The organism is Haloarcula sp. 1CSR25-25 (genome assembly GCF_032027985.1).
In the GTDB taxonomy this organism is placed as follows: domain Archaea; phylum Halobacteriota; class Halobacteria; order Halobacteriales; family Haloarculaceae; genus Haloarcula.
On sequence record NZ_JAHYBW010000013.1, the window covers coordinates 1 to 22761 of the forward strand.

The 22761-nt window shown below is 56.1% G+C and carries 24 protein-coding genes; 15 read left to right on the forward strand and 9 right to left on the reverse strand.

The annotated features are described in order from the left end of the window. Positions 1-354: hypothetical protein (locus KZ498_RS23245; RefSeq protein WP_312621977.1), on the forward strand; the 354-nt coding region annotated here is incomplete at its 5' end. A gap of 84 nt (positions 355-438) precedes the next feature. Here the strand turns inward: KZ498_RS23245 and KZ498_RS23250 are convergent. Beyond that, the gene (locus KZ498_RS23250; protein ID WP_312621979.1) at positions 439-1029 is read right to left on the reverse strand and encodes a TetR/AcrR family transcriptional regulator; all 591 of its coding nucleotides are present in this window, start codon (positions 1027-1029) and stop codon (positions 439-441) included. 185 nt (positions 1030-1214) lie between these two features. Between KZ498_RS23250 and KZ498_RS23255 the strand changes: the two genes are divergently transcribed. The 3 genes from KZ498_RS23255 to KZ498_RS23265 are packed head-to-tail and all read left to right on the forward strand — an operon-like array spanning position 1215 to position 4100. After that, complete coding sequence (locus tag KZ498_RS23255; RefSeq protein WP_312621980.1) at positions 1215-1817, forward strand: TetR/AcrR family transcriptional regulator; 603 nt, start codon at positions 1215-1217, stop codon at positions 1815-1817. Beyond that, a complete protein-coding gene (locus KZ498_RS23260) occupies positions 1814-3295 on the forward strand; it encodes an MATE family efflux transporter (protein WP_312621981.1) in 1482 nt (493 codons plus the stop codon). Before KZ498_RS23255 ends, KZ498_RS23260 begins: the two co-directional genes overlap by 4 nt. Beyond that, positions 3288-4100: a polyprenyl synthetase gene (locus KZ498_RS23265; protein WP_312621983.1), complete on the forward strand. Its 813-nt coding sequence runs from the start codon at positions 3288-3290 to the stop codon at positions 4098-4100. The genes KZ498_RS23260 and KZ498_RS23265 overlap by 8 nt, the downstream gene beginning before the upstream one ends. Positions 4101-4552: 452 nt before the next feature. Here the strand turns inward: KZ498_RS23265 and KZ498_RS23270 are convergent, their stop codons facing one another. Continuing rightward, positions 4553-4678 carry a hypothetical protein gene (locus KZ498_RS23270; RefSeq protein WP_312621984.1) on the reverse strand — a complete coding sequence of 42 codons (126 nt, stop codon included), beginning with the start codon at positions 4676-4678 and terminating at the stop codon, positions 4553-4555. Between the two features lie 91 nt (positions 4679-4769). Beyond that, a complete protein-coding gene (locus tag KZ498_RS23275) occupies positions 4770-5057 on the reverse strand; it encodes a hypothetical protein (RefSeq protein ID WP_312621985.1) in 288 nt (95 codons plus the stop codon). Positions 5058-5723: 666 nt separating this feature from the next. Between KZ498_RS23275 and KZ498_RS23280 the strand changes: the two genes are divergently transcribed. Next, positions 5724-6332: a TRIC cation channel family protein gene (locus tag KZ498_RS23280; protein WP_312622105.1), complete on the forward strand. Its 609-nt coding sequence runs from the start codon at positions 5724-5726 to the stop codon at positions 6330-6332. 494 nt (positions 6333-6826) lie between these two features. On the opposite strand, the gene KZ498_RS23285 is transcribed toward KZ498_RS23280, so the two are convergent. Together KZ498_RS23285 and KZ498_RS23290 are read right to left on the reverse strand one after the other, a co-directional pair. Next, complete coding sequence (locus KZ498_RS23285) at positions 6827-7636, reverse strand: enoyl-CoA hydratase-related protein (protein ID WP_312621986.1); 810 nt, start codon at positions 7634-7636, stop codon at positions 6827-6829. Next, positions 7633-8517, reverse strand: coding sequence for a 3-hydroxyacyl-CoA dehydrogenase family protein (locus KZ498_RS23290; protein WP_312621988.1), 885 nt, complete (start codon positions 8515-8517; stop codon positions 7633-7635). Before KZ498_RS23290 ends, KZ498_RS23285 begins: the two co-directional genes overlap by 4 nt. Before the next feature lie 137 nt (positions 8518-8654). Here KZ498_RS23290 and KZ498_RS23295 point away from each other — a divergent pair, with 137 nt between their 5' ends. From KZ498_RS23295 to KZ498_RS23325, 7 genes are all read left to right on the forward strand, one after another. Then, a complete protein-coding gene (locus tag KZ498_RS23295) occupies positions 8655-9161 on the forward strand; it encodes a gamma carbonic anhydrase family protein (protein WP_312621989.1) in 507 nt (168 codons plus the stop codon). A gap of 54 nt (positions 9162-9215) precedes the next feature. Next, the gene (locus KZ498_RS23300; RefSeq protein WP_312621991.1) at positions 9216-9416 is read left to right on the forward strand and encodes a hypothetical protein; all 201 of its coding nucleotides are present in this window, start codon (positions 9216-9218) and stop codon (positions 9414-9416) included. Between the two features lie 55 nt (positions 9417-9471). Then, positions 9472-10368 (forward strand): amidohydrolase family protein, encoded by an 897-nt coding sequence (locus tag KZ498_RS23305; protein ID WP_312621993.1) that lies wholly within the window; start codon positions 9472-9474, stop codon positions 10366-10368. Further along, entirely contained in the window at positions 10368-11288 is a 921-nt protein-coding gene (locus KZ498_RS23310) for an MBL fold metallo-hydrolase (protein WP_312621994.1), read from the forward strand. Before KZ498_RS23305 ends, KZ498_RS23310 begins: the two co-directional genes overlap by 1 nt. A gap of 107 nt (positions 11289-11395) precedes the next feature. After that, positions 11396-11890, forward strand: a complete 495-nt coding sequence (locus tag KZ498_RS23315) for a hypothetical protein (RefSeq protein ID WP_312621995.1) — start codon at positions 11396-11398, stop codon at positions 11888-11890. After that, positions 11887-13416 carry a UbiD family decarboxylase gene (locus KZ498_RS23320; protein WP_312621996.1) on the forward strand — a complete coding sequence of 510 codons (1530 nt, stop codon included), beginning with the start codon at positions 11887-11889 and terminating at the stop codon, positions 13414-13416. The genes KZ498_RS23315 and KZ498_RS23320 overlap by 4 nt, the downstream gene beginning before the upstream one ends. Then, positions 13413-14789, forward strand: a complete 1377-nt coding sequence (locus KZ498_RS23325) for a UbiD family decarboxylase domain-containing protein (RefSeq protein WP_312621997.1) — start codon at positions 13413-13415, stop codon at positions 14787-14789. The genes KZ498_RS23320 and KZ498_RS23325 overlap by 4 nt, the downstream gene beginning before the upstream one ends. Positions 14790-14804: 15 nt before the next feature. On the opposite strand, the gene KZ498_RS23330 is transcribed toward KZ498_RS23325, so the two are convergent. Then, a complete protein-coding gene (locus KZ498_RS23330; protein ID WP_312621998.1) occupies positions 14805-16223 on the reverse strand; it encodes a zinc ribbon domain-containing protein in 1419 nt (472 codons plus the stop codon). Next, complete coding sequence (locus KZ498_RS23335) at positions 16220-17395, reverse strand: thiolase domain-containing protein (RefSeq protein WP_312622000.1); 1176 nt, start codon at positions 17393-17395, stop codon at positions 16220-16222. The genes KZ498_RS23330 and KZ498_RS23335 overlap by 4 nt, the downstream gene beginning before the upstream one ends. A gap of 76 nt (positions 17396-17471) precedes the next feature. On the opposite strand from KZ498_RS23335, the gene KZ498_RS23340 reads away from it, so the two are divergent. Together KZ498_RS23340 and KZ498_RS23345 are read left to right on the forward strand one after the other, a co-directional pair. Continuing rightward, positions 17472-18239 (forward strand): enoyl-CoA hydratase-related protein, encoded by a 768-nt coding sequence (locus KZ498_RS23340; protein WP_312622002.1) that lies wholly within the window; start codon positions 17472-17474, stop codon positions 18237-18239. A gap of 48 nt (positions 18240-18287) precedes the next feature. Beyond that, positions 18288-19742 carry an aldehyde dehydrogenase family protein gene (locus KZ498_RS23345; protein ID WP_312622004.1) on the forward strand — a complete coding sequence of 485 codons (1455 nt, stop codon included), beginning with the start codon at positions 18288-18290 and terminating at the stop codon, positions 19740-19742. Positions 19743-19831: 89 nt separating this feature from the next. Here KZ498_RS23345 and KZ498_RS23350 read toward each other — a convergent pair whose 3' ends face one another. After that, the gene (locus KZ498_RS23350) at positions 19832-20611 is read right to left on the reverse strand and encodes an enoyl-CoA hydratase/isomerase family protein (RefSeq protein ID WP_312622005.1); all 780 of its coding nucleotides are present in this window, start codon (positions 20609-20611) and stop codon (positions 19832-19834) included. A 124-nt stretch (positions 20612-20735) separates the two neighbouring features. Here KZ498_RS23350 and KZ498_RS23355 point away from each other — a divergent pair, with 124 nt between their 5' ends. Next, the gene (locus tag KZ498_RS23355; protein ID WP_312622007.1) at positions 20736-21890 is read left to right on the forward strand and encodes an acyl-CoA dehydrogenase family protein; all 1155 of its coding nucleotides are present in this window, start codon (positions 20736-20738) and stop codon (positions 21888-21890) included. Here KZ498_RS23355 and KZ498_RS23360 read toward each other — a convergent pair. Continuing rightward, positions 21887-22726 carry an enoyl-CoA hydratase/isomerase family protein gene (locus tag KZ498_RS23360; RefSeq protein ID WP_312622008.1) on the reverse strand — a complete coding sequence of 280 codons (840 nt, stop codon included), beginning with the start codon at positions 22724-22726 and terminating at the stop codon, positions 21887-21889. The two genes, KZ498_RS23355 and KZ498_RS23360, sit on opposite strands and share 4 nt — an antisense overlap. Between the last annotated feature and the right edge of the window lie 35 nt (positions 22727-22761).

The window sequence follows — 22761 nt, forward strand, 5'->3', positions numbered from 1 at the left end:
GACAGCGACCGCACCGCGAGAAGATATCGTCCGCCTGCAGGCTGGGAGAGCCGCAGACTACAGGACGACGCAAATATTTTGTCGATAACGGTGGTATATCCGGGTAGCAGCGTTTCCATAGGTGATTTATTAACTGATTCGGTCGCTGATCAGTTTCACCAGGATCTGGTTGACGTCCTACGGTCTGGGACTCGAAAACGAATTTCTGAGGTTACGGTTTCTAATGGGGAAGGTGAGGAATATACATTTGCACCCCGATTACTTCCGTACGAGTTCAGTGATCTCGACAAACAAACTATTCTCGGATATGCTGTTGGCGTGACCGAGAATCAGCAATGTGAATACGGACTCTGACACAAGTACGGACAGATTGCAGTTTCTAACCTTCGTCAGTCGCCATTTTTAGAACCTGCAGAATGTTGCTTATGGCCGTGACCGTCACCGTAACATCGCGTCGACGTACTCACGGGCAGTTCGCCGTGCCGTTTCGAGACCATCGCTATCGTCCAGAACTACTGCCCGGGTCCGGGCACCATCGACAATAGTCATGAGTGAGCGGGTTACGTGGTCGGCGTCGACATCGTTGAACACACCTTCGTCAATCCCGTGATTGACGACTGCTTTGAGCATATACCGAATGTACTCGTCGTTCTGTTTGAATCTTTCACTGAACGTTTCCTTGTAAGGTGCTTGACTCCGCATTTCCAACAACGCGACCGAGAGATCGGGGTTCTCTTGTGGTTTGATGAGGAGTTCGTCAAGCAGCACTTCCAGCCGTTCCTCCGGATCAGTCGTCTCGACATCTTGTATCGAATCGACGAACCGTTCCAGGAGATAATCGAGAAATGCCGCGAGGAGTTCGTCCTTCGTATCGTAGTAGTAATGCACTGCAGCGGTAGATTTTCCGTATTCATCTGCAATTCGTTGTATCGTGAGGTCAGCGTACCCGTGTTCACGAAGCGCCCGGTAGGTTGCCTCCATGATCGCCTCGTCAGGTTCTGAGAAGGTTCGATCCGATGGTGCGGTCATTAGGTAGTTGTTTTATTTTTTAATTGGATAACGGTTGTGACTCGTCCGACAATCCCAATAATACTAACTAATCAATTAGTTCAGAATAGACCACTGGGCACCATTTCTGTCCATAATGAGATGGGACATCATTACCCACGTAACATTTTTGACTAACTAATTAGTAAGCAGATGTAGAGACCACGATGGACAATGATACAGCTACTGAAATCCTTGAGGCGACGTATCGGGCGCTCTGCCAACATGGTTATGCCAATCTCACTCTCGAAGATATCGCTGGCGAGGCAAAACGAAGCAAAGCTACCGTTTACTACTACTACGACAGCAAAGAGGCTCTCTTTATCGAACTTCTTGACTTTATTTATAATCGATATACGGCACGGCTTCCGTCAATTGACGGAGGGACACCGCAAGCACAACTCGATGCGCTGCTTAATACAGTCCTCATTGATGACGGATCCGCACCCGGCCACGAGATTCGAACAGCCTTACTCGAAGCGAAGGCGCAGGCACCGTACAACGAAACGATCCAGACGCGGCTCCTCAACTTTGACAAGGCACTCTTCGAACGTTTACTAGGTATCATAACGGCTGGCGTCGAAAGCGGTGAATTCAACGCAACTGTTGAGCCGGCCGTCGCTGCTGAATTTCTCGTGACGGCGATCACGGGTGCCCACACTCGGGGAGTTGCCATGGATCGTTCCTCTGAGGAATTGTCTAAGTCAATCATACAGTATGTTAATGGATATCTTCTCGGAACCGAACTATCGGAGACTACCCACCAATGAAGGTTCGAAGTACTATTTTTTCCTTATTCAAAGGCCCCGAAGAGTTCGACCTGACATCGGGTAGCATCGGGAAGCCGCTGTTCTTCTTGTCGATGCCGATTGTTGTGACTAACCTTTTTCAAACGGCGTACAACCTCGCAGATACGTTCTGGCTCGGCCAGTACAGCACGGACGCCTTGGCGGCGATTAGCTTCGCGTTCCCGATGGTTTTCTTGCTCATCTCGCTTGGAATGGGCATCTCCGTTGCCGGGAGCGTCCTCGTCGCCCAATTTACCGGTGCAGACGAGGAACGCGAAGCCCAATACGCCGCCTCACAGACGGTCATGTTTGCCGTCATTGTATCCCTCATCCTCGGTGTAATGGGATATTTCGGTGTGGCGACTTTCCTCGGCTTGTTGGGCGCGTCGCAAGATGTTCTACCGCTGGCGACCAGATATATGGAAGTCATCTCGGTTGGGTTGCCATTCATGTTCGGCTTCCTAGTTTTTGTCGCACTCATGCGCGGATACGGTGACACAATTACGCCGATGCTAGTAATGTTCGGATCGGTCGTGATTAATATCATCATCGATCCGTTTTTGATTTTCGGGTGGACAGTCGTCGAGAACGCGCCGCTCGTCGGCACGCTCTCTTTTCCCGAACTCGGGATTGAAGGTGCTGCCATCGCGACCGTATTTTCACGAGCGCTCGCCCTTTTTGTCGGACTGGCGATTATGTTCCGGGGGAACCGCGGGGTCCAGATTAACCTACGGGATATGATTCCTGACCTCTCGTATCTCCGGCGGCTCATCCGCATCGGCCTGCCGGCATCGATCGAGGGCACTGGACGGGCACTTTCGATGAACCTGCTGTTGATCATCGTGGCGATCTTCCCGGACACAGTCGTGGCTGCGTACGGCATCGGAACGCGTGTATTCTCAGTTGCCTTCCTCCCCGCGCTTGCCGTCGCGCGGGGCGTCGAAACAATGACGGGCCAGAATATGGGGGCAAATAAACCAGCCCGTGCGGAAAAGGCCACTCAACTGGCAGCGAAAGTGCTCTTCGGGATTCTCACGGTCGCAGGAATAGTCGCTTTCCTATTCCCAGAACCCATCGTTTCGATGTTCGTCGGTACTGATCAAGCGAACGCCGCTCAGGTCGTTGATATCGGTGCGCAGTTTATTCGGTATGTCGCGCTTACGTTCGGTTTTATGGGTATTATGCGGGCGTACACAGGCAGTTTCCGGGGTGCAGGAAAGACGCTTACTGCTGCTGCCATCTCAGTGCTGACGCTCGGCGTCGTCCGCTTCCCCATCGCGTGGATCACTGCGGGCCCGCTGGGAGAGAGTGGTATTTGGTTGTCGTTCGCCATCTCGAATGTTGTGGGGGCAGTCATTGCTTATGCATGGTATCAGCGTGGTACCTGGCGCGGAAGCAATCTGACTGAGTCCAGAGTCGACCTTGATCAAACCAATATCGAGGCTACAGGCAATGACTGATCCGACACCAGTCCGTTCGTTACAAATTGATCGACAATTAGAGGAAGTGAGCAATGACGCAGACGAAGCCGGATTAGCACTCGTCCGTGAGATTTTGCAGGAAGCCAGTGATAGGTGGTATGGGCGGTTGGTGGTGAATGTGTATGACTCACTGTCCAATCATCGAAACCCCGATCCCGTCGTTCATGCTGCTACGGCAATCGAACTACTCTGGGGTTACGTTCGTCTTCGAAACCGACTTCTTGTCACGCACACTGACAAACATGCCCACTCGATTACAATGGACCCGATGTCGGCGCTGTTGGCCGGAGATTACCTGTATGCATCAGCTATCTCAGCACTCAGCTCCGTGCCCGAAACTCGATCAAGCGGTTGTTTCGAGACACTAACAGTGGCTCTCGAAACTATTACAGAAGGGTTTTGGCGAACCTACACGCCGGCTTCGTGGACAGGCGACGATAGCACAGTGTTCTTCGAAGAGACAGCAGGGAATCTCGGTGAAGCTGCCACCCTTCTTGGAGCCCAACTCGCTGGGTTCGACTCACCGGACCGTGAACACTTTGAGCAGTTTGGACACGGGCTCAGCACTGCCCGACAAATCGAAGTCGTTCTCAACGTTCCTCCAAGCGAGGCAATGGTCGTTCCACCTTCACTTGACAAGACGTCCCTTCGAACGCACGCTGAACGGCGGCGAGACGACGCTAACCAAGCACTTGACTCCCTTTCGGAAGCTGTCGATGCGAAGCGTCTGCGAACATTCGTCGAGACTACCGCATCGGAACGGAATCACGAGAGCTGGGATTGATGTCTCATCGTCCGCGTGGAGTGCCCACAGCGTCAGCCGACGGACTCGCTGCCGGATGCCAGGCAACATCTAAGGCGCACATTCAGCAGCCGAAACGCGCGCTTGATCGTCGCGTGGTCAGCTGCCATCTAGGCCTCACCATCGGGATGAACGTGACAGGTAGTGCCATCTCACGTTCGGCGTATACCGCGACTAGTGAGTGTCGGGTGCATCAACACCGGAGTTGAACGGCCCGCGACTCGTGCCAGCGGTGGTGAACGTTCGTTGAATCCGCTCAAACTGGGCTTCGCCGTTAACCCGATGCCCGGTTCCTCAGCCGTATCAGGATACGCTCGGCCACGTAGCTGTGCTGTGTCCGCAACGCCGACGTCGATATCAGGGCCAGTGTATGGCTAGGTCGCCGAGACCCAAGAGGACGTCGCCGACGTCGGAGTAGTTGCCGTGGCGGACGGTCATCCTTCGATCACCGCCCGGCGCTCGATGGTGACGTCTTGGTCGTAGTCGCCGCGATGGTACTGCTCGTAGAGTTCTCGACGGTGGGGAAGTCGGTCGTACACTCCGTGTAGTGGGGAGGTCACCAACCATGTAGTGGAGTCGCCACTCGTCGGCCTGTGCGGGCACTGTGTCGCGTTCAGTCGTAGCTGTGGTGTTGGGCTACCAGTCGGCACCTCACGCGAACGGCCCAAAACGGCTACTGTCGCGTTCGACTGGCGCGCAATCTGTCGTCGGGAAGATGAAGGACATGCACTCGCCAGCGCGCTCGACGGCGGTGGCCAGCTCCCGGCACGTGGCTGTGTCCGGTTCGGACGCTCGCAACCGATGGATGATCTCGGTCGCAAGATCTGCCAATAAGACGCCCGTGAGGTGCTCGTTATCCTGCGAACAGACCGGCAAGAAGGAGTCATTGTCAGTGATCGTGCTGGCGACGATTTCGCTGACGGTCGGCTGTGGCGTCATCGACCCACCTACCCGTGATGCTCGTTGGTCTCCTGATCATTTTCTTCCCCGACCTCACTATCTATATCCCGTATAACATCGCTGGGTAACCGCCCGAATTTTTTATTTTATGAGGCGGAAGGCAGCCGGTGGATAACCATCTAAATAAATAAAACAACAGTTGTAATCGTAATTAATGGGATATACTGCCATATATAGCTCTTTAGATGGCAAAATTCAATATGCCGTCTAAATGTCTTTATCTGCACCTAATATACTGAAATAAGGTAATACTCACCGGTCAAATATATTTGTTTACTTCGGCCATATCAATAGTAGCAGCTTACTACTCTCGAATCTCTCTTTCATCAGTTCGTTTATTTCTCTCGTCAGATTTCTTTACCAAACCGGCATACAGTACAGTAGAACAGCGTGTCATAGAAAGCCTTCTAAGGGAAGCAGCAGAGCGTCGGAGCTGGTGGACACAGTTCCAACACCCTGCTGCCTTCTCTGGGAACGTTTCTATGACACGCTCCCATTCATGCTGGATACTGCACATTTGTTTGTACAGTCGGTATATATTAAAGAAAGAATATTGACGCGTAGCACTCAAGACACTGGCTCACATATTTGGGGGTAGTGAGTCAGAATTTCATTGCAATCTTAGCTATCAGCCCATTCGCTGTTATGAACACGATCGGCCTGATTGCGTTCGCCCTCGTTGGCTCATCAAAGGCGATTCGCGAGGAGTTCGACGTATTCGGGATTGTCATCGTTGGACTGGCAATGGCATTTGCAGGTGGTGCAACCCGCGATTTACTCGTTACACGGATTCCATTAGTTCTCCAGTCGCCGATCGAAATCAGTCTGGGGCTACTCGGTGTTGGCTTAGCGATTACACTGAGCATCATTTTGCCGTCGCCAGATACTCATCCAGTTACCCTTGTTGCGGATGCTATCGGACTCGCTGCCTTTGCTACAACGGGTGCTATTGTCGCAACTGAGGCGGGTGTATCAGCATTTGGCGTCGTTGCTATTGCAACAATCAACGCTGTCGGAGGAGGAGCGCTCGCAGATATTCTGCTCGATCGGGCCCCATTTATCCTTTTCGAGGATTTCTATGCGAGTTGTGCTGTCCTCGGTGGGAGTGCATACTGGGTTCTGGGAACGCTGGGAGCCACTGAGAGTACTGCTGCTGTGGTGTGTGCGGTAATGACCATTGTATCTCGATTAGCCGCGGTGACGTACGACTGGCATCTCCCAACAGTACAGGAGTTAGGACTACTAAACGACTAATCCAATTCTAAAATACTAGATCAGTCTCCGATCAGTTCGTACTCTTTCTGAGCGGTTACACTTATATTGATTAGAAATAATCTCACTACAACACATCGTATCTGATATTCATCACCACTTCACCAATTTAACGAAAGCGCTTACTACAGAACTCGCAATTCCAAGCTAAAGTAATGATGTGAGTGGGACTGATATGAAGAAGCAGGAACAGTAACCAGAGGAGTGGAACGGATACGGCTGTGACACTAGAGTCTAGTTGGGCCAGAGCTGAGCGTTCCGTCAGAGGCTATCGCTGGTCATGGATTGTTACTGTCCCTGCAATATAACAAACCGAAACCTTGTATTTATAATTTTCGGTATTGGACTATTTTGATTTAATTTCACTATTTCAGTGTAGTTGAAACTATTAGTAGGCCATTCGACACTACCATTCACTCCACAAGGTGGCACGAATCGGTAGAGAAGACGAACGTATAGGGGGACGGAACCTGTCGTTACCGGCCTTGCCAGGACGGATCTCGGTCCTCGAAGAAGGCTTCGATACCTTCGTTCTTGTCTTCTGTTGCGAACAGTTGTGTGAACAGTTGGGCCTCGTAGTCGATACCGTTCTTGAGGTCCATCTGGGATGCAGCTCGGACACTCTCTTTTGCATACTGTAGTGCGAGTGGACTCTGCTCAACGATTGAACTCGTAATCGAACCCACGCAATCGTCAAGGGCATCCGACTCACAAATTTCGTCGACGAGCCCGATCTCGTATGCCTCGTCGACATCGATGAGATCGCCTGTGAGGATGAGTTTCATAGCCTGACCCTCACCGATGAGTCGAGGTAACCGCTGGGTTCCTCCGCCACCGGGGATGATACCAAGGTTGATTTCTGGCTGTCCGAGTTTCCCTCCGCGACAAGCGATACGGATGTCACATGCCGTCGCGAGTTCGAGGCCGCCGCCGAGTGCGTGTCCGTTAATACGGGCAATGACCGGAGTCTGCAAGTCTGCGATGGTTTCATAGATCCGCGGGCGCTGACTTGCGCGGCGCTGCTCCAGCATGTCTCGCTCGTGGAGTTCACTCACATCCGCGCCGGCGACGAAGGCGTTACAATCCGACGACCCAGTGAGAACGGCCACGCGGGCGTCTGATTCATCAATAGCCGGCATGATATCTGCGAGTTCTGTCCGGACTGTGCTGTTTAGCGCGTTCCGTGCTTCGGGGCGGTCGATGACGACCGTGATGACGCCATCTCCAGACCGTTCGACGCGGATAGCCTCGTAATCAGCGTCCAGCATCGCAGATACCTCGGTCATTGGTTACCCCAGTCACCACTCATCGCGACCGGTTCGCCGTCTTCCCAGACATAGAACCCCTCGCCTGATTTCTGTCCAGTCTTGCCCGCTCGAACTTTCCGCTTCAGTAACTGTGGTGGTTTAAATCGTTCGCCAAGTTCCTCACGCAGGTATTCGAGAATGTCCAAACGTACGTCCAGCCCGACAATGTCGGTGAGCTCAAGCGGGCCGACAGGATGATTATAACCGAGTTCCATTGAAGTGTCGATGTCGCCAGGTGATGCGACGCCCTCCTCGACCATTCGAATCGCCTCAACGCCCAAGGCAACACCGAGACGAGAGGAGGCAAAGCCTGGCGTGTCCTGTACGACAACTGGTGTTTTATCGATACTATCGACGTAGTCTTTCGCAAACTCGCGGGTCTGGTCACTCGACTGCTCGGCTACGACCGCTTCGACGAGGGACATGATGTGGACGGGGTTAAAAAAGTGCAGGCCGATGAACCGCTCAGGGTGTTCGAGCGCGCTCGCCAGTTCAGTGATGGAGAGCGACGAAGTGTTGGTTGCTAAAACGACATCCTCGCTGACGGCAGCCTCGGCCTCTGAGAGAACGTTCTTTTTCAGATCTACTTTCTCCGGCACCGCTTCGATAATCATCTCGGTTTCATCAACGGCAGTTTCGAGATCAGTCACCGTGGTTATTCTGTCAAGTGTTTCTTCTTTTTCATTTTCAGTGACCTTTCCACGATCAATTCCAGTTTCAAGATTTAATTTGATGGAAAGTAGCCCCTCAGAGAGTTGATCTTCATCTATGTCACGAAGGACTACATCATGTCCAGCCATCGCACTCACTTGTGTGATACCATGCCCCATAGTACCGGCGCCTAATACGGTTATCCGCATATGAACACACGGAAGAGGCAGGAATATAAGTATTAATACTCTGTGATTTGCGGTATCCGTTGGAAGTTGAATATCGACGCTGCCCAGCCATCTGCTGCAACCGAAAAGCCATGTAGATGGCCCGTTTGAGTTAATTTGTGCAAGAGTCCATCTACGGTGAATCACCGACAGTAGCAGAGTCCGCGTTTGTCTCGGACATGACTGCTCTCATTGGCGATGTAACGGTCGGGGAGCGCAGCAGTGTCTGGCCGTTTGTCTGTTTGCGTGGTGACGATAGCGAGCGTCCGACTACCGTCGGCGAGGAGTGCAACGTTCAGGAGTTTACGATGCTACACGGTGCGGAGTTAGAAAACAAAGTATCCGTTGGACATAATGTTACCATCGATTACGCAACGATTGGGGAATTCTCGTTAGTGGGCATCAACAGCGCGGTTCTCCGCGGGGCAACAGTGGGGTCGAACTGCCTCGTAGCAGCGGGGAGTCTCGTCAGACAAGGACAGACAATTCCTGACGGCCATCTGGCCTACGGTGTCCCAGCGGAGACACGGCCTCTGAGCGATGAGCAGCGCGAAGAGATCGCTATGGTACAGGAGCACTACATCGAACTTAGCCGCGACTACAAGGAGACAGGCCGGTTTGACTGAACGATTCGTAGTCGAATCTTTATTATCGTCAAGACTGGAGTTCTAATCCAACGAATGAGCTACGATACTCCACAGTGTCCAGTGTGCGGTGACGAGCTCAAAAATGATGGCGACGTTCCGGACAGCATCAAAGATGGTACGCTCCGTGTCGCAATTACCTGCCCGATATGCGAGACACCCCTCAGAGTTGATTTCGAAGATCTCGATCCGAGAACGGGTGCTATCGCCATCTCTGTCCAAGTGCGCGATGAGTAGCTGCACTTTCAGGGGGACCAGCAATTATAAATTGAATACTACGTATTGTAGTTACATGGCCAATAGCGCTGCCAATACCACTGAGATTGGACGAGTCATCGATGCGCACGTCCATATGAATCCCTTCTGGCGGCTTGACGATTCCGCCCAAGCACTGCTACGTGAGTACGGCCACGGATACGACAAAAAAGTAGAATTAGCTCGAAACCCGGACCAGTTCGTGGCATATCTCGATGAGCAGGGTATTGAGCGGGCTGGTATCATTAATTACGTGACGCCGATTCTGGGATACACTCACGACGTGAACGAGTGGTCTGCATCGTTTCGTGACGCCGCACCCGAGCGTATCTTCGCCTTTGGTGGCTTCGACCCAACGGAAACAGATGATCCAGATGGAGAGCTCGACCGTGCAATCGACGATCTGGCTCTGGATGGTATCAAACTCCACCCGCCACACCAGAACATCCAGGCGAACGATTACCTGACAGATCCCGGATACCGCGGCCTCTATGGGCTCCGCCAACTCTACGAGCGCTGTGCCGAGGCCGATATTCCGGTGATGGTTCACACGGGGACCAGCATCTTCCCCGGCGCTCGGTCTCGACTCGCAGACCCGATGCCACTCGATGACGTGGCTGTGGACTTTCCCGATTTGGACATCATTATGGCCCATGGAGGCCGTCCGATGTACACCGACGAGGCATGGTTCTTACTGCGGCGGCATGACAACATCTATTTCGATGTCTCGTCGATTCCGCCATCCAACCTACTGAGCCATTTCCCGCAGTTGGACGCGGTTGCTGATCAGACACTCTTCGGCAGTGACTGGCCAGGGCCGATGGTCCCAGATATCGGTGAGAACGTCGAAGAGATCCGTTCGTTATCGCTCCCCGAAAATGCTATTGACCGTATTCTCTATCAAACTGCAGCTGAACTATTTGCTGTCGAATGATGTCGTTTCGTATCTCTCACGCCCACGGTAGTCCAGAGGGCGAAAACAGTACATATGTGTTCCCGGATCGGGGTGTTGTCATCGACCCTGGCCCACCCGGTGAGCAGCCGTGGCGTGTACTCCGGGCTGAAATGGAAAAACAAGGATTCGAGATAGCCGATATTGACCACATTATCCTGACACACTGGCATGCTGACCACGTCGGAAGCGCACCACGACTGGCCGAAGCCGCAGACGCAACACTACACATGCACGAACAGGACGCACCGTTACTACGGGATTACCGGGTTGAGCGACAACGGCGGGTCAAGAGGGACACTGAGACACTCGAACTGTGGGGAGCCCCCACTGAAATTATCCGCGACGTTCGCGAAAACGACATCGCATCTCCGATACCGGACACCGTTCCGGTAACCAGCCATACAGACGGTGATACCGTCAGGGGCTTGGAATTCCTGCACACTCCAGGACATACCTGTGGTCACATCTCTCTCAGGGACGACCGAACACTGTACGTTGGTGACGCCGTGCTGCCGATGTACACGCCGAATGTCGGCGGAAGTGATACAAGAACTGCGACCCACGAACCACTCGAACAATACCTTCAGACACTGGATAAAATTACCGCGCTTGATGTAAGTCGAAAAGCCCGGCCGGGCCACGGTGCAGTTGTTACGCTCGATGATCGTATCGAGGCTATCCGGGTACATCACCGCGAGCGCGTCGACGCAGTTATCGAGGCTCTCCCATCCGAAGGGACGGCGACGCCGTGGACTATCGCTCGAAAACTGTTTGGAGACATGTCTGGGATCCATGCGAAGATGGGTGCCGGTGAGGCTGCTGCACACCTCAGTTACGCTGCCCAATCCGGGCAGGTGGTGCAACTTGACGGTGAGCCAGTGACTTATCGTAGGCCGTGATAGCTAACCGTCGGTTGCTGAACTCAATCTATAGGAACATTAATTATAAATATTACCGCTGTTTACACCGTTTTAGAGGCTGATGACCTGCCTTTGAGCATTCGACCATGAGTAAATACAGCACCGCCGAAGAGAACTTGCCCGACGATACCGACGGTGAAATACGACTCCAGGTGACTGACACGGACACGAAGGAGATATTCATGACCCGTGCCCGGGTCTCCCAGTCAGCGACTGATCTGGACGATCCGGAGCCACTGACTGTGGTTCGGGGTCCACACGAGAATATCAAAGAAGACTGGTATATTGAAATTCTGGAGTCAAATCCTGAACTTGATGAGATCGATGAAGAAATCCTGCGCGACTGTATCGAATACAGTCGGACTGAATCGAACGTAATCAATGCTCGTTCCGAGGATGCTCGTGCCTTGCTGCAATATCTCGTTGCTATTGAGGAGTTCGACTCGGTGTCCGAGGCTGTCCGGACCATCATCAGCGCGCACATGCAGGATGACTATCCAGAACTTCTAGATGCCTATATGGATGTGAAAGCCGAACAGATGCGCGACGAGATGTCGACCGCTTTCGGTGAGCACAAATGAGTACCGACGGAATTGGGTCCGTCGACAGTTTTCGTGAATACCTTGACCGCCTCTCCGACCACGGACAGTGCAATCGAATCGAGGAACGCATCTCGTGGAACCTCGAGGCAAGTGCAGTCACGATGCAGGCGAACGAATGCGACACCCAAATTCCGGTCTTCGAAGACGTGAGTGACACGTCCGACTCGCGGCTGGTCGGGGACCCGTATCGCGGGCCGCGTGGGAAACCGTGGAAACGCATCGCGATGGCGCTTGGACTGACGGACGTCAAGACGACTGACGGGTACTACGAAGAGATAATAGACCGAGTCCGGTCGCCGCTATCCCCGACAGTCATCGACGACGATGATGCCCCGTGTAAGGACACTGTCAGAACCGACGACTTTGATCTGCTCTCGTTTCCGTGGCCATTTCTTCACGTCGGTGACGGCGGTCGCTACTCAAACTTGCATACACTCATCGCTGCCGACCGAGATACGGCGTGGACTGACTGGTCGTCCCATCGGGCAATGCTCCACGATAATACGCGTGCAAGCGTTCTACTTCTAGCTGGCGAGCAAACACCGAACATCTACTACTACAAGTACGAGCGCCACGACGAACCGATGCCGGTGGCAATCGCCATCGGGGCGGAGCCAGCAGTCGAATGCGTCTCGGCGATGTGGATCCCAACCGGGCGAGACGAGGCGGAATTTGCGAGTGGGCTGAAACGCGAGCCAGTCGAACTGGTCCAGTGTGAGTCAAACGACCTCTTGGTACCGGCGACGGCGGAGATCATTCTTGAAGGGAGAATCCTCCCGAACAGCCGGCTCGACGAGGGTCCATACGGAGATTACTTCGGGTATATGCACGGCCCGCGTCGGTCGATGCCAGTACTCGAAATCGATGCCATCACCCACCGTGACCGACCGTATATTCCGTTCCGTGTCGAGTGGTCCGAGGTTGGCTACGCTCATAACACGACCTCGTCCATGGAAGTCGCCTGTGTCGGCCCCGATGCGACGCTCGGCCTCCGTGCCGCCGGCTTCGACGTTGAGAAACTCGCGCCCTGGCCGTTCTCGCCGCGAACAGTGTACGTGATTTCGACAGCGACGTCGCGCCCGGACAAGCTCCACGAATTAGCCAATTTCATTTTTACGACTTGGGGGATGCTCCACGTGGATTTCTTCGTCTTCGTCGACGAGGACGTCGATCCGTTCAACCAGCGCGCTGTCCTCGAAGCGATAGCGCTACATGCTGACCCAGACACGGATTTCCACCAGTTTGGAGCGGAATCGATGCCGAAGGTCCCGCTCAACATCTACCAGACACCAGAAGAGAAAGGCGACGTTCAGATGGGGACGTCGAAATCGAAAACCGCCAAGACATACATCGACGCGACTCGTCCCGACGGTGCAGAACGCCGAACCGGCGGGCTCAACATGGACGGGGAGCGTCGGGAGCGCGTCCGAGAGATACTTGAAACCGCAGGGATAGACAACAAGCGAGGCGAACCCGTCAAGACGGGGCTCGGTGAGAGCCAATGACGGGGACACGTTCGTTTCGGGACAGTGTGGATACGCTCGATACCAAGGACGACCTTTTAACAATCGAGGAGAGGATCCAGAGCGAAGATATCGGCGCAGTCGGTGCTGAGGCACTCCGATCGAACGGCCCAGCAGTTCGTTTTGCTGCGACTGACGGCATCGTGACGCCAGTCACTGGCGCGCTGGCAGGCCCGGAGCAAACGACGCAGTCCCAACAAAAGCCATGGGAAAGAATGGCAGTCGCATTCGGGATGCAACCGGATGTCCCCTATCAGCGTGTCATTGAGCGCGTCGCCGCACCGCTTGCGGAAACGACCGAGCCCGACCAGGCTGAACTCCTCGCGGAACAATCCGATGTGAACTGCTACGAACTCGGGCTACCGCCTGGTACACCTGGTGAACCACCGGCGTTTAGCCTCGGATTGCTCGCCGTCGACGACGGCGAAGAGACGACGTGGCTCCCGGCCCGTGGTACAGTCCGAGGCCCGAATCGCCTCCGTGCAGTCGTTCCAGCAGCTGCCCCCCTCGAATCGGGTAACGGAGTCACGCTCTCGCTGGGGGTTCCGGCAGCGGCGTTGACAAACACTGTTCTCCACTGGCTCGACCGGACTCAGACTGGCAGTATGCGTCCTAGTACACGGTCTGATGCTGTGTCGGTCGCACAGCTCGCCGGACAGACAGTCCCAGCGGACAGTGAAGTACTCGCCACAGGGGAGCTCGCGGATATCGGGACTGGTGTGTTGGCCGGTGACGAGAGTTCGATGTTGGAGGTGGCGATGGACACAGCGGTCGTCGATATCGTTGTCGACTCCGTTCACCACCGGGAGTCACCACTGGTTCCGTTCGTCCCGAACAGCGCCCCACTCACCGATGACATCCACCTCGTCGGTATCACCGAATCAGCCCGGCTGCGCTACCGCGTGAACAACTACTGGGGAATCGAGCCGGCGGAGTGGATTCGGCTCCCAGCGGAGGCATCGCTTGGGATGTGCGTCGTCGCCTCGGAGATACTGTACGCTGGGTTCGAGTGGCAACTGGCGAACACACTGTTCTCGTTCTCGAAACTATTCGATAAGATACTGATCCTAGACGAGGACACCTCGGCGGCTGACCTCTCTCGGCCGCTCGACGACATTTGGGTGAAAGCACACCCCTCACAGGACTGGGTGTTCAGTGAGCCGTGTGCGCCCGCAGCGACAGCGCCACGGTACCGGACCGACGGCAGTCCGGGGTCGCGGCTGTTCATCAGTGCCACCTGGGACCCGCGATGGGACGAGGAGTACATCGCGCCGCGAGTGACCTATGAAACGTCGTACCCGGATGCGGTTCGACAAACCGTCACAGAGATGTGGGACAGCTTCGGGTTCGATTGAAGATGTGGCGGCGAGTTATTCTGGTGTGAATTTCAGTCCATATCGCGTGACGCCCTCAACGCTGTAGATTTTCCGGAACTCCCCAGCGACACGATCACCGACGGACACGGCCTCCGGATCACAGTCGGTCATCTGAACCGGGAACCGCGCTGTACCGTCAGAAGCCGTAACTTCCACGATGGCGACCGCGAACGGTCCGTCCCGGCGCTGGAATTCGACGAACTCCGGTGGTGCGCCGCCCTGGCCGATGACAGTCACGGCGACGATTTCACCGGTCCGAGGGAGCGAGACGGTATCGAATTGGACTCGCTCATGACAGTCCGGACAGGCCCCTTCGGGTGGGAATGCCACAGCGCCACAAGCGGGACATTGACCGGCTTCTAATCGATAGCGCTGGGGGATCGAGCGCTGCCACGAAGGAAGGCTCACATGTGCGCCGCCGCCGGCGACCTCGGTTTCGCCAATCGTTCCACGTTCACGAAGGGTCTTGGCGTAGGAAATTTCGACACCGTCGGCGAGAGCCTCGTCGACATCGGTGGCGAGGGGCGCTCGCGTTTCGAAAGTAAGTGCTGTAGCCGTCGCACCGCTACCGAAGAACCCGGCGACGGTCTGTGAAGTTGGCTCGCTGGCATTGATGGCGGCTAGCAGCCCGAGTGCTGGTGTTGCCGCGCCAGCGTCACCGATCTCGTCGACCAGTGTTCCGCGTGATATCGTCTCAGCATCGTACGGTAACGACCCGGCAATCCGGTGGGGGATATCGCCTGTCGGCTGATGGAGACTGACTCCGGTGACGTCATCAGGAGTCACGTCGAGTGCATCGACCGACGTGGCCACGAGGTCCCGAATTATATCTCGTTCGTACGATGTGATATCCAGTCCCTCAACGGTCTCGGTGCTGGATTCCCGAAATCGGATACCCGGAGCGTCGCGGGAACGTGTTGCCGTGTCGGTGAGGATGACCGAACCATCCGCAGCAAACAGGAACGCGGCAGCGCCAGCACCGACCCGTTGACCTACATCAGCAGGGTCACCAGCCGGAGCATCAGAGACGACAGCGAGAGATGGGCCGTCGGCACGAGCGGCCGATAACAGCGCGTCTGCACCGGCAACCGTACTCTGGGTCGCTGTATTGACCGTGCTATCGGTATCGAGACCGAGTGCTGAGACCATCCGGGGAGCGAACTCCTCTTCTTCAAGCGGGGGTGTCGTTGTCGCGACGGCGAGGTGTTCGACGTCATTCGATACGAGTCGACTCGACTCAATAGCGTCGCGAGCCGCGGCGACCGCCATCGTAAGCGAATCCTCATCAGCTGTCGGGACAGCTGCCTGTTCAACTGGTGCCGATGTCCCCCACGCAGCTTCTATTTCAGCACCATCCAGACGCAGGTGTGGGACAGTCACGCCCGTCGCGATGATACCACGATCGGAACTCATCGTGCACCTCCGTCAGCCTGCTCAAACACGTGGACGGTCGCCCCACCACCGGAGCCACCAACGTTGTGCGTGAGCCCGACGCTTGCCCCGTCGACTTGGACGTGGGCCTCGCCACGGAGTTGTGCGAACGCCTCGACTGCCTGTCCAGTTCCTGTTGCGCCGATAGGATGTCCTTTTGATTTGAGGCCGCCGGACGTGTTCACCGGAATCTCACCATCGGGGTCGGTGGTACCATCTCGGAGGAGTTGTGCGGCTTCGCCGCGGTCACAGAAGCCAAGATCTTCGTATGCGGCGAGTTCGGCGATGGCAAAGCAGTCATGTACTTCCGCGAAATCGAGATCGCCTGGTTGGATGTCGGCTTCCTCGTAGGCACGGTCAGCCGCGTATTCAGATGCAGGAATACTCGTCAGCGAGTCCCGCTGGAACAGCCCAACACGGCCACTAGCTGCGCCAGCACCCGCGACGCGAATCGGGGTGTCGGAAAGTTCGTATGCAACCTCTTCGCTTGCGATGAGAGCTGCACTCGCCCCGTCTGTCGTCGGACAGCAGTGGTAGAGGTTCAGCGGAGCAGCGACGTCCGGTGCGTTCATCGCGTCTTCCAGCGTACACTCGAAACCGAGCTGCGCATGTGGGTTCTGTGCCCCGTTTGCGTGGTTCTTGACCGCGACGCGAGAGAGATCTTCACGTGTCGCGTCGTACTTGCGCATGTATGCGCTCGCCATCTGCGCATAGACGCCCGCGAACGTCGTCCCGGAGAGACGTTCCCATTCCGTCTCGCCGCTGACCCCGAGCCACCACTTGGTGTGGTCACCACTCATGTCCGTCATTACCTCGTAGCCCCCGGCAAGCGCGACATCGGCCATGCCGGAACGGACTGCCATCACGGCCTGCCGGAGCGCATATCCGGAGGCCGCACACGCGTTCTCAACCCGTGTTGTTGGAATCCCGTGGAGTCCGAGATGCTCTGTGACAGCCGGCCCGCTCAACCCGAGCTGCCTGCCACCGACACCAAGTGTGCCGAGAAAGGCCTCGTCTATTCGGTCGTTGTCGAATTCACTGTCGACACTTTCTACGGCCTCGTCGAACGCGTTGTCGAACAAGGACCGATACGACTCCGAGGGGAACGACCCGAAGTCTGACTGTCCGGCTCCGATGAGATACGCATCGGTCATACCAGTATGATATTCACCGACGACTAAAAGATTCGGGGTCCGGATAATTTATATCACTCCACACGACAGATCATACATGGTTCGAGTTGAGGTAGAGAGCCGTGTGCACACCGTTATATTCGATCGACCAGAGTCGAAGAACGCGTTCACTGCCGAGGCAGCAAGAGAACTCATCGACGCACTGGAGACAGCGACTGCGGAAGACGCCCGCGCGCTGGTCATCACAGGTGACGGCGACGCGTTCTGCGCCGGCGGTGATATAATGGCAATGGCCGAGCGTGACGAGCGGCCTACTGAAGCATACGACCGTGTCCAGTCGACGCTCAACACCGTCATTGAAACGATACTGACGGCCCCCTATCCGGTAATCGCGAAGATTAATGGCGACGCGGTCGGGGCCGGAACGAACATTGCTGCTGCGTGTGACTTCGCCTATGCCGCCACGAGCGCACGGTTCGGCGAGGTATTCGCTAACGTCGGCCTGATCCCAGATTCCGGTGGGACGTTCCTCCTACCCGCGCTTGTGGGACTTCGAACGGCGAAGGAACTGACAATGACGGGTCGACTCTTCGACGCCGAGGAAGCGGCGGAGATGGATCTCATCAACCGTGTAATCCCCGAAAATGAACTCGAAGAGTCTGTCGACGACTTGCTTTCGACACTGGCCTCGAAACCGACCGAAACGCTGGGACTGACAAAGCGTGGAATCCACGAAAACATCGGGCGGCCGTTCCGCGAGGCCCTCGACCGAGAAGCCCGCCTCCAGACACTTGCGTACGGGAGTGAGGCACACGAAATCGGGGTGAATGCGTTCCTCAACGACGAGCGGCCGGAGTTCCGGTAAGTTAGCGTAGTGAAAAGATGTATATAGGACGAGACTGATTTTCTGAGTGTGAGCTACGACGGTCCAACAGACTTGTATATCGACGGTGAATGGGTCACTGCCGAAGACGAGCGGACGATAGAGACGCTCGACCCTGCGACAGAGGAAACGTATGCGACAGTTGCCTGTGCTTCCGCAGAGGATGTGAGCGACGCCGTTGCTGCGGCGGATGCCGCCGCACAGCGTGGTTCGGAGTGGCGGGAAATGGCACCGAGCGATCGCGGCGCAGTTCTCGGGGCAATGGCCGACGAGATCGAGGCGATATCGGACGAAATCATCCTCGTCGAATCCCATGACAACGGGAAGACACCGTTCGAGGCGGGACTCGACATCGAGATGGTCATCGACACGTTCCGGTACTACGCCGGCTGGGCGGACAAACTGACAGGGGAGACAATACCGGTACCCGGAAATCGGCTCGATTACACCCTTCAGGAACCGCTCGGCGTCACAGCCCATATCGCCCCTTGGAACTATCCCTTCCAGCTTGCCGGCCGCAGCCTCGCGCCGGCGCTCGCGTGTGGAAACACCGCCGTCCTCAAGCCATCGAACACGACGCCGCTCTCGGCGCTGTATTACGCGAAGGCCGCCGAAGCGGCTGGACTCCCGGACGGTGTGCTGAACGTGGTTCCAGGGACCGGCTCCGAGGCCGGGAGTGCCCTAGTGAACGAACCAGCCGTTGACCACGTCGCTTTCACTGGAAGCACTGGCGTCGGCAAACACATCATGTCTGAAGCAGCCGATAACGTCACCGGCGTCACGCTGGAACTCGGCGGGAAAGGGCCGAACGTGATATTCCCAGATGCGGATCTGGAAGCTGCCGCGAAAGGCGTCCACTACGGCATCTTCATGAACTGCGGACAGATGTGCTGGGCTGGATCACGCCTCCTCGTACACGACGAAGTCAGTGACGAAGTCGTCGAACAGGTCATCGAACGCGCGGAGGCGACGCCCCTCGGAAGCGGTATCGACGACGACGGCCAGATGGGTCCTGCAGTGAGTGCGGAACACCGCGACGAGGTGCTTGAATACATCAAGACTGGGGTTGCAGAGGGCGCTACAGTCGCAACCGGCGGCGGTACCCCCGATGACAAAGACCAGGGCTACTTCATTGAACCGACGGTCTTCACCGACGTGACGAACGACATGACCATCGCTCGCGAGGAAATATTCGGCCCTGTCCTGTCGGTCATCGAGTTCTCGGACTACGAAGAGGCCATCGAGATTGCGAACGACTCTCCGTTCGGACTGAGTGCAGGCATCTGGACTTCGGATATCAACAAGGCTCACGATGCTGCTGCACGCCTTGACTACGGGATGGTCAGCATCAACGAGTACCCACAGACGTTCCCCCAGACACCGTTCGGTGGCTTCAAAGAGAGTGGTGTCGGTCGCGAACAGGGGACCGAGGCTATCAAGGAGTATACGCAGGCGAAGAACGTCAACGTCAACATCACCCGGTAGCGCCACCGGGTTTCGGCATCTAGATTCTTTTTTATTGTTCAGATTTGCAGTAGTGGGAACCGGTATAGTATTCGGGAGATACAACTCTGTTACTCGCCGGAGAACTCCGGTTCCTGCTTCTCCCTGAACGCTCGTAATCCTTCGGCGTGGTCCGCCGTTTCCAGCAGTGTACTTTGTGCGAATGACTCAATGACACCGGCAGTCTGCGTGTCAGTATCGCGTGCTGCGTTGACGACACGTTTCGCCAAGCCGAGCGCCTGTGGCGGCTGGTCAAGGAGTGAGTCTGCGTACTCTCGGGCAGCAGTTTCTGGATCGGTTTCCACCCGTTCGATCAAGCCGATCTCACGGCCTCGGTCACCCTCAATTAGCTCGCCACTGAATATCATATCTTTCGCAACGCCGGGACCCACGAGATGGACAAAGCGAGAACAGCCACCCAGCCCCGGAATGAGTCCGATATTATGCTCTGGGAAGCCAAGCGTGGCATCAGGAGCAGCTATACGGACATCACAGGCGAGTGCGAGTTCAAGACCGCCACCGACGCAGGTTCCGTCGATAGCAGCGAGGACTGGTTTCTCCATCGTCTCCAGGCCGTCGAACGCACGCCCGAGAATCCGTGAGTTAGAGCGAAACTCCGCCGGTGTCCACTCCTGTGCGGCCTCGAACAATTCGATGTCGGCCCCGACGGAAAAGACATCTCCACTCCCAACGATAACGCCAACGCGGACGCGCTCCTCACGGAGCACGTCGACTGCTTCTGCGAGTTCCTGGCGCATCTGCTGGTCTATTGCGTTTATTGACCCGTTATCCAGACGGACGGTTGCGACTCCATCGGAGTTGACACTTATATTCAGCGTTTCGAATGCCATGTATTACAACAGAATCTCTGGTCCCTTGGCTCTAGGGATGGGTAACGCTATCCCGTGTGACACCAACAGCGCCGAAAATCAGCAAGCACGTAATATTAATTACGCTGGGCCGAGGGGAAACTGTATGGAGTTGCTAGAACGCTCCCTATCCGACGAGCATCGCGACATCAGAGACCGCGCCGACACGTTCGCCGAAGACGTCCTCGCACCGCGAGTGGAAGCTATTGAGGCCAACGACGAGTTCCCGCGCGACGTTATCGAAGCCGCAGGTGACGCTGGCCTCCTCGGGATAATGGTTCCCGAAGAGTACGGTGGCCTTGATTCTGATTTTATTTCGTATGCGCTCGCACTAGAACGGGTCGCCCGTGAGAGCGGTGCCGTCGCCGAGACGATACAGGGCCACACCTTCGCGACACTACCAATTCTGCAGCACGGAACAGAGGCCCAGAGAGAAGCGTATCTGCCGGAGATGGTCGCGGGCGAATCAGTCGGGTCGATGCTGCTAACTGAACCGGGAGCGGGAAGCTCTCCGACCGAACTCGAAACAGTCGCTGAAGAGAGCGACGATGGGTATCGGCTCACAGGAGAGAAGTCCTTCGGGACGAACGCTGGCGTCGCAGATATCCATCTCGTCGTCGCTCGCAAACAGCCACAGCCTGCGGACTCACACGGCGTTAGCGTGTTCCTGGTTCCGGGCGTTGGCGAGGTGTCAGGATTCAGATTCGACCGCGCGGAGTTCATGGGGATGCGCGGTCACGTCACCGGTGACTCGACGCTTGAGGGGGTTGAAGTCGGATCGGACGCCCTGCTTGGCAACGTCGGGGAAGGCTTCCGGATCGCGATGGGGACGATAGACATGGCACGAACCGGTTTGGGAGCCATCGGGACGGGTATCGCACAGGCAGCCCACGACGAGGCCGTTGACTACGCGAGCGAGCGTCGGCAAGGTGGGAACGCTATCGGCGAGTACCAGGCAGTACAGGTCCTCGTGGCAAAGATGGGGACCCGACTCGACGCGGCCAGGCATCTCGTGTACGAATCCGCAGCGGCAATCGCTACGAACGGCGGAAACACGCGGAAATCGAGCCAGGCCAAGTACTACGCCAGCGACGTCTCGGAGTTCGTTACCCGGAACGCGATGCAGATATACGGCGGAAAGGGATATCGGACGGACTATCCACTGGAACGATATTTCCGTGACGCAAAAATACTGAGCCTCATCGGCGGAACGACCGAAATTCAACAGACAACGGTCGCGACGGAATCGCTGTCGCTCTAGTCGTCCGCGCTGGGCGCTTGTTCTTCTCCGAGTTCAACACCGACGAAGTCCGGCTCTCGGTCGTTGAGGAACGCGTCGACGCCTTCCTTCGCTGAATCAGAGCCGAGGAGGGCGTTCTGCAGTTCTCGCTCGTGGGAGAGTGCGTCCCAGAGCGGCATCTCCATGCCCTCGTTGACGGCGAGTTTATTGTGGCCGACAGCCCCGGCGGGCTTTTCAACGACCTGCTCGGCAAACTCGAAGACGGCGTCTTCGAGGTCTTCCGGATCGTGAATCTCGTCGAAAATATCCTTGTCGAAGGCCTCCTGTGGCGTATAGTTGTCGCCAGTTATCATCATGCGGAGGGCCTCGGAGCGGTCGATGTACCGCGGCAGGAGCTGCGTGCCAGCCTCGCCGGCAATGAGTCCGAGGTTGACTTCGGGCATTCCGACACGGTAGTCGTCGTCGTCGCCGACGAAACGGAAGTCACAGGCGAGGGCAAGCTCCAAGCCACCACCCATGCAGTGCCCGTTAACGGCCGCAATGAACAGGGTGTCCGTCGTCCGCATCTTCATGATGATCTCCTTCGAGGTCTGGCTCGCGTATCCGATCTGGTGGGCCTCTTCTTCTTGGAGTGCCTGGATGTCGAAGCCAGTCGAGAAGAAGTCCTCGTTGGCGCTGCCGAAGACAGCAACGCGAACGTTGTCGTCGAATCGGACCCCTTCGACGGCTCGCTGCAGCTCAAGCAGGACGTCGATATTGTGAGCGTTCACAGGCGGGCGATCGATTCGAAGAATTCCGACATGGTTCTCAACTTCTGTCTGGAAGTACTCCAGGTCTAACTGGTCAAATGGTTCCATTGGTGCAATCTATACGTCACACCATCAGTACTTAA